The sequence below is a fragment of the Pseudoalteromonas sp. NEC-BIFX-2020_002 genome, from assembly GCF_013002825.1.
GTDB classification, from domain to species: Bacteria; Pseudomonadota; Gammaproteobacteria; order Enterobacterales; family Alteromonadaceae; genus Pseudoalteromonas; species Pseudoalteromonas neustonica.
In genome coordinates this window covers 1-12,533 of the sequence record NZ_JABEPJ010000018.1, presented here as the reverse complement: position 1 = coordinate 12,533, position 12,533 = coordinate 1, and the positions used below count along the sequence as shown (strand labels likewise).

At 37.9% G+C, this 12,533-nt stretch carries 9 protein-coding genes and 2 tRNA genes; 5 read left to right on the top strand and 6 right to left on the bottom strand.

Annotation, left to right across the window (positions count from 1 at the left end):
• Positions 1-181: 181 nt before the first annotated feature.
• The gene (arcB, locus tag HJP15_RS17215) at positions 182-2,506 is read left to right on the top strand and encodes an aerobic respiration two-component sensor histidine kinase ArcB (RefSeq protein ID WP_054453212.1); all 2,325 of its coding nucleotides are present in this window, start codon (positions 182-184) and stop codon (positions 2,504-2,506) included.
• Between the two features lie 26 nt (positions 2,507-2,532).
• Here the strand turns inward: arcB and arcA are convergent, their stop codons facing one another.
• The 5 genes from arcA to trmB all read right to left on the bottom strand — a co-directional run bounded on the left by arcA (position 2,533) and on the right by trmB (position 7,447).
• Positions 2,533-3,249, bottom strand: a complete 717-nt coding sequence (arcA, locus tag HJP15_RS17210; RefSeq protein WP_054205424.1) for a two-component system response regulator ArcA — start codon at positions 3,247-3,249, stop codon at positions 2,533-2,535.
• A gap of 107 nt (positions 3,250-3,356) precedes the next feature.
• Entirely contained in the window at positions 3,357-3,881 is a 525-nt protein-coding gene (locus HJP15_RS17205) for a YfiR family protein (protein WP_054205425.1), read from the bottom strand.
• On the bottom strand, positions 3,878-5,503 hold the full coding sequence (locus HJP15_RS17200; protein ID WP_054205426.1) for an ATP-binding protein: 1,626 nt from the start codon (positions 5,501-5,503) through the stop codon (positions 3,878-3,880). Before HJP15_RS17200 ends, HJP15_RS17205 begins: the two co-directional genes overlap by 4 nt.
• Positions 5,504-5,667: 164 nt before the next feature.
• Positions 5,668-6,693, bottom strand: coding sequence for a 16S rRNA (guanine(1207)-N(2))-methyltransferase RsmC (gene rsmC / locus HJP15_RS17195; protein WP_170174229.1), 1,026 nt, complete (start codon positions 6,691-6,693; stop codon positions 5,668-5,670).
• 28 nt (positions 6,694-6,721) lie between these two features.
• Entirely contained in the window at positions 6,722-7,447 is a 726-nt protein-coding gene (gene trmB, locus HJP15_RS17190; RefSeq protein ID WP_054205428.1) for a tRNA (guanosine(46)-N7)-methyltransferase TrmB, read from the bottom strand.
• Positions 7,448-7,614: 167 nt separating this feature from the next.
• Between trmB and mutY the strand changes: the two genes are divergently transcribed.
• Positions 7,615-8,682 carry an A/G-specific adenine glycosylase gene (gene mutY, locus HJP15_RS17185; protein ID WP_212760704.1) on the top strand — a complete coding sequence of 356 codons (1,068 nt, stop codon included), beginning with the start codon at positions 7,615-7,617 and terminating at the stop codon, positions 8,680-8,682.
• Between the two features lie 31 nt (positions 8,683-8,713).
• Entirely contained in the window at positions 8,714-8,986 is a 273-nt protein-coding gene (locus HJP15_RS17180; protein ID WP_054205430.1) for an oxidative damage protection protein, read from the top strand.
• 55 nt (positions 8,987-9,041) lie between these two features.
• Here HJP15_RS17180 and HJP15_RS17175 read toward each other — a convergent pair whose 3' ends face one another.
• Entirely contained in the window at positions 9,042-11,819 is a 2,778-nt protein-coding gene (locus HJP15_RS17175; RefSeq protein WP_054205431.1) for a hybrid sensor histidine kinase/response regulator, read from the bottom strand.
• Positions 11,820-12,176: 357 nt separating this feature from the next.
• On the opposite strand from HJP15_RS17175, the gene HJP15_RS17170 reads away from it, so the two are divergent.
• Together HJP15_RS17170 and HJP15_RS17165 are read left to right on the top strand one after the other, a co-directional pair.
• Positions 12,177-12,252 (top strand) — tRNA-Phe (locus tag HJP15_RS17170).
• 70 nt (positions 12,253-12,322) lie between these two features.
• Positions 12,323-12,398: transfer RNA gene (locus HJP15_RS17165), tRNA-Thr, on the top strand.
• The last annotated feature ends 135 nt before the right edge of the window (positions 12,399-12,533 follow it).

The window sequence follows — 12,533 nt, the reverse complement described above, 5'->3', positions numbered from 1 at the left end:
AAAGCGCAGTATTTTACACGAAATAATTTAAAAATACGTGGTAGATGAAAATTTTCTGTTTTCGTCGCGGAACATGAAAATTGCTAATGTAAAAATGCTAAAATATGCGTAGATGTTAGTTATTTTTGATAGCTACGAAGTTTGCCAAGTTTAAACGCATAGCCAAGAGACAGATTTATATATGATCGATTCTTCTTTGAGTCCCTGGGCTCGAATACTTTCCAGTTCCATTACCCGATTCGGTGAGCTTAAAACCGCAGCAATTTGCTATGCGTTATTAATAGTGGTGTCGTTGATTTTATCTTGCATGTTTTATTATGTCGCTGTTGGCGAGGTAATGTTAGTTGATATATTTGCCGTGGTTTTTTTTACTGCGGTGGTTTCTCCTATTATTATAAGCGTGCTGATTAACTCCATACGTCAGCTAGATGCATCCTATGCTTATTTAGACACGGCAACTAAACAAGAAAAGCTTTTAAATCAAACACTAAAAGACAATATTAGTCGCTTGAATATTGAGATAGATGAGCGGAAAATGGCTTTTCATGCCAAGCATCGTGCAATCGAAGAGCTCAGACACGAAATTGCAGAGCGTAAAAAGACACAACAAGAGCTCGCGCAACAAGGTATGTTATTACGATCTATTGTCGACTCCTCTCCTGACTTGTTTTATTACCGAGATAATAATGGCGTTTTTGCTGGGTGTAATAAAATGTTTGAACAAGTAATGGGTAAATCAAGTCTTGAACTAATTGGTAAAACCGCAGAAGAAATTTACCCAACCCATTTTTTACCTGAAGTATTAATCACCGATAATAAAGTCGAAGAAACTCATACCGCCTTAACGCTTGATGTGGAATATCCGGTAGGGAGTGAAAAGCGTTGGTTTGAAATGCGTAAATTACCGTTTATCAATGATGATGGTGAATATATTGGGCTATTGGCATTTGGACGTGATATCACTAGCCGTAAAGAGGCAGCGCAAGCACTTGAAACTGCCTATAAAGACAAAGGGAAATTTATTGCCACTTTGAGCCATGAATTGCGAACCCCACTCAATGGTATTGTTGGTTTAACACGAATGCTGCTTGATACTGAGCTTGATAAACAGCAGCGCAGCTGGTGTAACACGGTATTTTCTAGTGCAGAAACACTCGGCAATATTTTTAATGACATTATTGATCTAGATAAAATTGACCGTGAACAACTTGATATTGTTACCGACTCAATTAATGTATCTGACTTTATTAATGATGTGGTAAATTTTGCAGGATTAATAGCTGAACAAAAAGGTTTGGAGTTTGAAATTCAACGAAAAGGTATGTTGGATGTATATGCAAAGCTTGACCCCACACGTTTACGTCAAGTGGTATGGAACCTTATAAATAACGCCGTTAAGTTTACTAAACAAGGTCAAGTACAGCTTGAATGTCGTAGAGAAAATAGAGCATGCGGCCCATGGTTGGTTATGAGTATTACAGATACAGGGCAGGGAATACCACAAGAGCAGTTGCATCGAATTTTTGATATGTACTATAAAGCACCGGATTTAAAAGGGACTAATGCTATTGGTTCAGGCATTGGCTTAGCGGTAACAAAAGCTTTAGTCAGTGCAATGCAAGGCGAGATCCATGTTAGCAGTACTGAAGATGAGGGAAGTTGCTTTGTAGTTGAGATACCGCTGTCATTGTGCATCGCGCCCACAGAACAAAGTTATGCGGGTCGCAGTTTGAATATCTTACTCGTTGAAGATGTCCCATTGAATGCCGAAATTGCGACCAATTTGCTTGAACAACGTGGTCATGAGGTTATTTGGGCTGAAACTGGGGAAGATGCTTTATCATTTGTAGCGACAGAAGATGATTTAGATTTAGTACTGCTTGATATGCAACTACCAGACATTAACGGTGATGAGGTTGCAAGACAGATCCGTGAAGATGACTATTTTGATAAGTTACCGATTGTTGTTCTTACGGCCAATGTACGTAGTGCTGAAGAAGAACTTGAAGGTATATCAATTCAAGGTGCTTTAGCTAAGCCGATTAATACCACCAAGCTTGATAAAATGTTGGCTGAATTGTTTGATATAAAGCAAATTCAGCAGTGCGACGAAACCCGCTTAACAGTAAGTAAAGAGGCAGGAGCACATATCAATACTGATTTACTCGATGTTGAAACAATAGAAGACTTTGTTAACTCTATGGGCATAGTAGTTTTTAAGCGTAGTAGCAGTTTATTTGAAAAGCTTAACCCGCAATATCAACAAGAACTTGCGACCTCTTTAGCTAATGGTGATCGTGAAGAGTATAAGTCTGTTGCGCATAAGCTTAAAGGGGCCGCAGGCTCAGTTGGTTTAAATGACGTACAGTTACATGCGAAAGTAATGGAACATGGCGCTATAGAGGAAGATGAAGACGTTTTACATATCTGGCTAACTGTTTTAGCAGATAAAATAAATGAAGGACAAATTGCCCTTCATTCATTCTTACAGCAATTGGAACGTTAATGCTGTGGGTTTTGGTAAGATTGATATTAACTATCAATCTTACCAATGAAGCGATAACCTTCACCATGAATGGTGCTGATTAGTTCAGATGTGCTGTTGTCGCTTTCAAAGTGTTTTCTAATGCGACGAATTGTCACATCAACAGTACGGTCATTTGCACGTAATTCACGACCAGTCATATGTTTTATTAGCTGTTCACGGCTAAATATACGACCTGGAGAATCTAGCATTAAGCGTAGTGCTCTGTATTCACCTTTAGGTAAACGTTTAGCATCACCGTCAGGGGATGTTAAACAACGGCTGTTCTCATCAAGTTCCCAACCATTGAACGTGATTACACCATTTGTTTCAAGGTTTGATTCTTCACCACCAAGTGCAGTACGAGAAATCAAATTACGAGCACGAATAGTTAACTCACGAGGATTAAACGGCTTAGTTATATAGTCGTCTGCACCAATTTCAAGGCCTAAAATACGGTCAACATCATTATCACGACCGGTTAGGAAAATAAGACCTACGTTACGCTTTTGACGTAATTCACGTGCTAAAATCAGCCCGTTTTTGCCTGGCAGGTTGATGTCCATAACTACAAGATTAACATCATCATTATTTGTAAGCTTGTCATGCATGTCATCGCCATCAATGGCTTCAATAACTTTGTAACCTTCAGCTTCAAATAAACTAACGAGGTTTAGTCGAGTTACGTCTTCATCCTCTACAATCAGAATGACTGGCGTTTGCATTATTAATTAACCTTTTTCGGAATATTTTATTTACAATTAATTCGGTATTGTATTATAAAACCGAATACAGAGATTATAGGAGTATATCCATTTGTTAACAAGTAAAATCAATTTGGATGAAATTTAGAAACAGCTAATATTCGAGATTGCACTTTAAAATTACTACGCAATAGCTGTTGCTTATTGATATACAGTCGGATTTTATTCCCTTCTTGGACCAAGGAGGCAACACCACCTTTATCTAAAAAATTGATGCTTTCACCAACTGTTAAGGTGTCTAAGGAAGTAGCATCGATCCAAAGAGGGATTATATCATCTTCTAATGTTTCATCAATGTATGTGATATCGCAAAAGCGAGAAAGTTCAGAAATATGTTGGTTTTTATTAATTAAGACGACGGCAATGGGGACATCTTTAATTTTCAGTGTCGAATTACCCTTTAATATCGCGCCTATGCCTTGCTCAATATCATAAAAACAAAAAGTTATTTGTCTATTTTCATCGTTTCGAGGGAATTCTATAAACTTTGTTAGCTGATATAGGAAAGCAGACTTTACTTGCTCTGGTGATTTTGCTTGCAATAAAAAGGGAGTAAACGCCAAAATAGTTAACAAAACAACCCGAGCAATCATCTTTTAGTTGCCTCTTTTAATGGCAATGTGATGATGAAACGGGTGCCATCTTGGTTTTGTTCATCAAAATAAACACTCCCACCTAAGGCTTGCGTTACTAAGTTGTAAACTAAATGCATACCTAGACCGCTGCCACCTTCTCCGCGTTTAGTGGTTACAAATGGGTCAAAAATACGTTTCTTAATTGATTTATCTACGCCAATACCATTATCGGTATAATGAATGATTAAACTACTTTCGTTGCGCTCGACAGTGAGCTCAATTTCATTATCGATGCTATCTTTAAAGCCATGAATTAATGAATTACTCAATAGCTGCTGTATCACTTGCTGCAATGGTCCAGCTTTAGTTTCCATAACTAAGGTGGATGGGCAATGAGTTGTTATTTTAGGGTCTTTTGACTTTAAGTCAGTACGCATAGAGAGTAATACATCAGAAATTAACTCACTGATATTAACTAAAGCATTTAATTCCCCATCTTGACTAACGGCAACTTTTTTAAAGCTTGAAATAAGCTCCGCAGCTCTATTGAGGTTTCTATAAATTAAATCTAGGTTTTCTAAACCATCGTCAATAAAACGCTTGAGTTGATTTGACGTAAGTTTTTTCTGATCAAATCCGGCACTGATCTCAGCTAATTTATCGCGTAACAAAGTTGAACCCGTGATCCCTAAACCAATTGGTGTATTTACTTCGTGAGCAACCCCTGCAACCATTTGACCAAGAGACGCCATTTTCTCGCTTTCGACAATTTGATTTTGATATTGATGCATTCTCTCAAGGGTATCTAATAGCTCTTGATTTGCTTCACGCAGTGCAATGGTACGTTGATTAACTTTTTCTTCTAAGCTTTGGTTTAGCTGCTTTATTTCTTGTTTATCGTTCTTGTGCCTTTCAATTTGGTTTTGTGTACGGGTCAGCATAATATTCAAACTACTCGATAAAATATTTATCTCGGTAATGTTAGTCTTTGGTGCACGAGCACTATAGTTATGATTTTTTGACACATCTTGTAGTAAAAGGGTTACTTGATCGATTGGATCAACAATTCGTTTTTGTATCCGCTTGGCGACAAAGTAAACCAGCACTAAAACGAATAAGGTCAGAATGAGATCAACAATGATCTTTTTATTTATGTAGGCATTAAGACGCTCTAAACCACCACGTATATAAACGTATCCTTTAACTTCATTTTCGTACATGATTGGTTTTATTAATTCTATATAGTTTTCAGTTATTTTTGGTTCTTTTAACTCTTCAATGTTATCAACGCGTATTGGTACTGGAGGGGTTTTTTTAGCATTGAAACTGGTGAAAAAAACGGCTTTATTAGATATCTCATCAATAGCATAAATGTGGATGTTTTTAACTAATGGAATGCTTTCAAATGACTTAAGTCGTTGTTCTTCGGTTTTCCTATCTTCAAATAATACCGTTACTTGAGCGTTAAATGCTGTGATTTCAGCAAGAATATTCAGTTTATTGATAATTAATAGCTTTTGCTCTTTGACATCAAGGTAAGTCGAAATTGAAATCGATAGGGATAAGCACAAAGCTGTAACAAACATTACTGCGCTGATCAGAGCTTTACGTATACTTGTTTGTGGTATCGGTTTAGGCATTGTCGGAATGAAGCCTGAATATTGTTTTTTTGTTTAAGTAGCCGTAAGTTTAGCAAAAACCTAGCAAAGAGACTAAAAATATAAAAAAATTGTTAAAAAGCTGCCATTTTTTATTATTTAGCAGCTTCATTGAAGCCTGACCTGAATGTGGGGAAGCCTGGTAATTAACTGCTATAAACTGAAAATTTATTCGTTTTATGCACGGTTTGATAAGTGCCGAATTGAGTTTCTAGAATAGGCGGGTATTTCAAAAAGCAGTTAGCAACAATCGTTAGTTTACCTTGTTTAGTTAAGTGTTGCTTAGCCCCACTTAAAAATTGTTCGGCTACAGTATAGTCAGTCGCGATACCGGTATGAAATGGTGGGTTTGAAATAATAAGCTCAAACTTCCCAGTCACATTAGCTAAACCATTACTAAGTAAAGCTTTGCCGTTTACCGCATTTAATGCCAACGTTTGCGTAGTTGCATAAGCGGCAAGGGCGCTTACATCTGTACAGGTAAAATCCAATGCTGGGTTTTTTAGACCTAAAAAGGTAGCAATAAGGCCTGCACCACAACCAAAGTCGAGTACATTACCAGATTTAATAGCCGGTGCATTCTCTAACAGTATTTTTGTACCACCATCAAGCTCACCGTGATTAAATACGCCTGGAATACTGATTGCATTGAAACTAATCCCCGCAACATCAACACTAAACTGTTTGTGATAACGAGTTATTGCAAATTCAGCTAACGTTTTTATGTCTGAAAATAAATACAAGGCACAATGACGAGCGCTATCAATTTTATTACTATACTCGCAGTGGCAACTAAATTGCTTTTCAATCGATTTTACGCCGCTTTTATTCTCGCCAACAACCAATAATTCGGCATCAGGGTTAATAACAGCGCGTATATTATCAAGTGTCATCAAGGCTTCTGGTTTTGCTTTTGGGTAGTAATAGATAACTAAGTCAAAATGTTTACTTGCTATTTCATGGCTAACACACACATCAATATCATTGATGTTTTTAGCAAACTCACCATTAGCATGATTGTAGCTGAAGGCTGTAATCTTGCTGTTTGGATTTAACTGCTGTAGCTGTGACAAAAAGCCATCTTGTACAAAATTAACCACTAAAATAGAGTCCGCCGTTAGGTTTGCGCTATTGCGTAGTAAAAGTGAACTTGGGTTGGTTAATGCGCTCATAAATGGCTTTGCCTTAAAATTAATTGATTTAACTAATGCGTTCGAACATTAAATCCCAAACGCCATGGCCTAAACGATGACCGCGTTGCTCAAATTTCGTCAAAGGACGTAAATCAGGTCGTGGTACGTAATCGTTAGTTTCTGACTGGTTTTTAAAGTGTTCAGCAGTTTGCATTACTTCGAGCATGTGCTCAGCGTAGTTTTCCCAGTCAGTTGCCATGTGAAAAACACCGCCAATTTTTAATTTACTGCGCAGGCTTTCAACAAATGCTGGTTGTACGATACGGCGTTTGTGATGGCGTTTTTTATGCCATGGATCCGGAAAGAATAATTGCACTGTGGTAATGCTGCCTTGTGCAATACAATCAGCAAATACTTCAACAGCGTCATGTTCAAAAATACGTAAATTAGTGATGCCTGCTTCATCAGCATCCATCAAACATGCACCAACACCTGGGCGGTGTACTTCAATACCGATAAAATTAAGGTGCGGTGCGCTTTTGGCCATTTCGACCAATGACTTACCCATACCAAAACCGATTTCTAAAACAACATCGTTGTCATTACCAAATACTTGGGCTAAATCAAGCATACCCTGTTGATGCTCAAGCCCCATAGTTGGCCAGCATTTTTCAATTGCCGCAGCTTGTCCTTTAGTCAAACGACCTTCGCGTTTAACAAAGCTGCGAATTGTACGAATATATCTACCTTCTTGCTTCGCTTGCTCAAGGTTATCGTTACTTGAATCACTCATATATTTTGGCCTGATGAAAACAACATGTCTTAAAATGGTGGCATATTATCCCTGACCACGGCGTTGATCACAAGGCCTTATCTTTTGCGCATGTTTATAACTTGATATTTTAACTCACTGCAATAGACTGAGCGCCATTAAGGGGCGGGTTTAAAAAAGTAGTTATTTTGAAGTTAAACAACAGTGAAACAAGCTGGTTTTCACAGCAAGTAGTCGATTGGTATCATCTTTATGGGCGTAAAACCTTGCCTTGGCAATTAAATAAAACACCTTATAAAGTCTGGGTGTCTGAGGTGATGCTACAACAAACCCAAGTCGTTACTGTTATTCCTTATTTTGAAAAGTTTATGCAAAGTTTTCCTGATATTATTGCTTTAGCAAATGCAGATGAAGACCAAGTACTGCATCACTGGACGGGATTGGGCTATTACGCCCGAGCGCGTAACTTGCATAAAACGGCAAAAATAGTACGAGATCAATACAATGGTGAGTTCCCAACAACGTTAGATGAAGTTGTTGCCTTGCCCGGAATAGGGCGCTCGACCGCTGGGGCGGTTTTATCGCTGTCACTTGGTCAGCATCACCCAATTTTAGATGGTAATGTAAAGCGTGTGCTTGCTCGGTTTTTTATGATTGAAGGTTGGTATGGGGTAAAGAAAGTTGAAAATCAACTCTGGCAACTATCAGAGCAGTTAACCCCGGAAAAGCAAGTAACGCAGTTCAACCAAGCAATGATGGACTTAGGCGCTAGCCTTTGCTCTCGTAGTAAGTTTGATTGCGAGCCTTGCCCGTTGCGATCGCGTTGTGGAGCATATAAAACGGAGCAGGTGAAACAATTTCCGCATTCTAAACCAAAAAAGGCAGTGCCTAAGAAAGCATGTCATCAATTAATTATTCAATGTGATGATAAAGTCTTAATGGAAAAAAGACCTAGTTCCGGAATTTGGGGCGGTTTATTTAGTTTTTTTGAATTCGAGCAAAAATCTCAGTTAGATGCTTTTTTAGCGCAGCAAGGGCTTGATGTGGTAACCGAGGCCGTTGAGCCGTTTACCCATGTATTTTCGCACTTTGAATTAACCATTAACCCGCATGTACTTATTTTGCATAAAGTACCCGATGTGGTAAATGAACGGCAATTAGTATGGTACCCACTTGATGAGTCAATCGAGGTCGGTTTAGCGGCTCCAACTAAAAAGCTAGTTAAACAAATCAGCGCAATGGTTTACACTAGCTAATATCGTTTTAACAGAGCACAAGAGAGCAATCATGGCACGCACTGTATTTTGTCAAAAATTACAAAAAGAAGCCGAAGGGCTTGGTTTTCAGCTTTACCCAGGTGAGCTTGGTGAAAAGATTTTTAATAACATTTCAAAAGAAGCATTTGCACAATGGCAACATAAGCAAACAATGCTGATTAACGAAAAACATTTAAATATGATGGATCCTGAGCATCGTACTTTTTTAGAAGAGCAAATGGTTGGTTTTTTATTTGAAGATAAAGATGTGGAAATTGAAGGTTACCGTCCACCAGAAAAATAGTTTTCAAAGCAAATAAAAAGGGCTAATTTAGCCCTTTTTATTTAACTCAATTAACTCATTCGTTGAGTTCATCTTGTTTTTCGGCATTTCGCACTTGTTCTTTTAGAAACATTGCCACTTTCGAGTATTCAATTTCTAGGTTATCGCGTTGCTCAATTAGTTGATCACTAGTTAAATCTTGTTCTTTAGCATGGCTTTCAAACTCTTCAGCTAACTCTGCAATTTTTTCAGCGCCAATAGTTTTAGATATAGACTTTAGCTGATGGCATGCCTCAACAATGCTTTCAAAGTCATTTGTCATAATGGCCGTATTGATATCTTTTGTTAATATATGGCTTTGCTCTAAATACATTTTGAAAAAACGAATTTGTTTTGCCTCATCGTTATTAATATATTTAGCAAGTACATCCATATTAATCGGTGTAACAGGTTTGCTTATAGCGTCTGGCAATGGCCCTTGTTTGCTTTTTACACTCCATTGCTCAAGTGTTGCTTCAAGGGTATTGAGCTCAATGGGTTTTGTTATAAAATCATTAATACCGGCATTTAAACAGCGCTCTTTCTCGCCTTTTAATGCATTTGCAGTTACCGCAATAACATAAGGCTGAGCGTTTATATCTTCTAAAAGAGCGGCTTCATCACGTATTTTTTCTACCATGTCGTAACCAGACATTTTTGGCATATGCAAATCAGTTAAAATAAGTGGGTAACGACCTGTTTGCCACATTTTTAAACCTTGCTCACCATTATCAGCGACTTCAACCCCATAACCAAGTAAATGCAACTGATCGGTTAATACCTGTTGATTTAAAATATTGTCTTCAACAAGCAATACGAGTTTATTTTCTTCTCTGGCTTGTTCAACATTCAAGTAATTATTTAGTGTTTTAACTGGCTTTACTTGTCTAGGCGTGTGTAAACCAGCAGCAACTAGCAGAGACATCATAAAGTTTGATTTACATAAAGGCGCAGCATTTAGGTAAAAAATGTTTTTATGGTTTATTGCAGCTTCGTCTAACTTGCTTAGCACAACCACTTGTTGGTTATTATCCTCTAGCGTATAAAGTAATCGGCGTAACAGGTAATTTATATCGTCCATTGAGTCTATACCATCAAGTACCCAAATCACCCCGTGACTATCTTGATGTTCCTCTATCTGTTGTGGACTTTGTGTGACGATTGTTTTAGCGCCCATAAAGGATAGGTAACGATTAAGTGTTTGCTGTCGAGTCGGGTGGTCAGTAACAAGTACTACGCGGTGGTCTTTTAGTGTGTTTTTGTGGGCATACTTTATGGTGTTCTCAGTGCTAAATGGTAGCTCAACAACAAAATCACTACCGATACCTATATCACTGGTAACCTCAATAGATCCCAACATTAATTCAGTTAAACTTTTACAGATAGATAAGCCTAAACCCGTGCCGCCATATTCGCGAGTAATAGACCCCTCAGCTTGAATGAAGGGATTAAATATTTCACGCAGTTGCGCTTGATTCATGCCTTTACCATTGTCGCTAACACTAAAGCGTAGAGTAAAGTGGTCGGCTGTATTTTGTGCTACCTCTACGGCAATACGCACATGTCCTAAGCGTTTATCATCGGTACTGGTAAACTTAATTGCATTACTACATAAATTATAAAGTACTTGGCGAACACGCACTGTGTCACCAATTAGGTTAATTGGAATATCAGGGGCAATAGCGAGCTCTAGCTCTAATTGACGTTTTTTGGCAATTGATGATAAAACACGAGCCACTTCTTCAATAGTATCGGATACTGAAAATGGGATTGGGTCGATATTTAATTTTCCGGCTTCAATTTTTGAGAAGTCGAGGATGTCATCAAGAATACCTAATAAAGAAAATGCAGATTCACGTATTATTGTACTTAGACGATGTTGTGCGCCATCGAGCTCTGTTTGGCGTAGTAAATCAATTGTACCAATAACACCATTCATTGGTGTGCGTATTTCGTGGCTCATAGTCGCTAAAAACGTGGTTTTTGCTTCACTGGCTTGTTCAGCTCTTTGACTCGCTTTTTCAAGGGCTAAAGTACGGTTATGAACCTCAGTTTCTAGGCTACTTTGTAGCTTATGTAAATCTTGCTGTGCGACGTCATTATTATTTATTGCGTTTTGTACTTGCTCAAGTAGGTGGTTGATATTTTTAGCCACAATATTAAGGCCTAGATCAAGCTGCTCATTTACACTACTTTTATAGTTACCTGATTTGGTAATGCCCTCTAACTCATTAGCAAGTAAATCACTGCTTTTACGGATCCGTGTATTGATATACACATTGAAAAATAAAGCTAACAAAAATAGACAAATAAAAGCAGCTATGGCTAAAGCTATAGCCAACTCAATTGAGTGTTGTGGTAAAAGAGAGGGCGAGCTGATTTTTTGTCTTATAATTAATTCTCCAACAGGCTGATCATTTAAGCTTAGCAGGTGATGAAGGATCCCTTGTTGAACTTTATGCTGTTGAAGCTTGATTGGTTCAATCTTGTCCTTATTACTAGCAAAGACTAGCTGCAGTGGTTGAGTTGGTGAATATCTATAGAGGTAATAATCAAACTCGTTATTAAGGATAGAGCTTAAATCAAGTAACTGCTTTACATTATCTTGCCCGGGTCTGGTCAGGGCATCAACTAAAGGTGCATTCAATTGCTCGGCCAATACAATTAAGCTTGGCGTATCTTTAGTTGCTTTAATATCGAATTGCTGGCTTGGGTAAAATGAATAAGCAACAACCGCGAGTGCTGTTACCGCTAGGTTTATTATTAAAAAAAGAGGCAATAAGCCTTTCACAGGAGAAGAAAATTTACTCTGCATTTATTATCCAACTTGTCTATTATCAACCGCAATCTAAACAGCTGCTTGTGTACTTAAATCAATCCTATCATTTACTCGGAATAATTCACTACGTTTTTAGTCTTGTTATACATAAAGAGATTAAATTACTATAGAGCTTGAGTGAAATGCTAAATTGGTTGTCTTAAAAAGCAGCGTTTATTGCATTTATTAAACAGTTTGTTGAAAAACCGTGCAAGCAACTATAAAGAATAAAAAAAAAGTTGACTTAAAAGGGCAAAACCAGTTTAATACGCCGCACGCCCAGATAGCTCAGTCAGTAGAGTTGAGTGGGAATGTATTGAAAATCCTTTATGGTTTTCTATTAAAACTGAAATTGCCCAGATAGCTCAGTCGGTAGAGCAGAGGATTGAAAATCCTCGTGTCCGTGGTTCGATTCCGCGTCTGGGCACCATTATTTAGTAATAGTGTTTAAATCAATTGATTAAACATTATTATGCGTGCCTTAGCACACAGTTTTGTGTGCCGACTTAGCTCAGCTGGTAGAGCAACTGACTTGTAATCAGTAGGTCAACCGTTCGACTCGGTTAGTCGGCACCATTTATAAGGGTAGTTTGAAAAAGATGCTGACTTGTAATCAGTAGTCTGTTTAAGTTACCCGTCGACTCGGTTAGTCGGCACCATTTATTTAAATTAAGTGTTTTAAACATTTAATTAGCACTGTTTAAGTGCCTC

Bases quoted from the DNA above. Each gene is read 5' to 3' on its own strand.
- HJP15_RS17180 (WP_054205430.1), top strand. From the start codon at position 8,714: ATGGCACGCACTGTATTTTGTCAAAAATTACAAAAAGAAGCCGAAGGG.
- trmB (WP_054205428.1), bottom strand. From the start codon at position 7,447: ATGAGTGATTCAAGTAACGATAACCTTGAGCAAGCGAAGCAAGAAGGT.
- arcB (WP_054453212.1), top strand. From the start codon at position 182: ATGATCGATTCTTCTTTGAGTCCCTGGGCTCGAATACTTTCCAGTTCC.
- rsmC (WP_170174229.1), bottom strand. From the start codon at position 6,693: ATGAGCGCATTAACCAACCCAAGTTCACTTTTACTACGCAATAGCGCA.
- HJP15_RS17200 (WP_054205426.1), bottom strand. From the start codon at position 5,503: ATGCCTAAACCGATACCACAAACAAGTATACGTAAAGCTCTGATCAGC.
- HJP15_RS17175 (WP_054205431.1), bottom strand. From the start codon at position 11,819: ATGCAGAGTAAATTTTCTTCTCCTGTGAAAGGCTTATTGCCTCTTTTT.
- arcA (WP_054205424.1), bottom strand. From the start codon at position 3,249: ATGCAAACGCCAGTCATTCTGATTGTAGAGGATGAAGACGTAACTCGA.
- HJP15_RS17205 (WP_054205425.1), bottom strand. From the start codon at position 3,881: ATGATTGCTCGGGTTGTTTTGTTAACTATTTTGGCGTTTACTCCCTTT.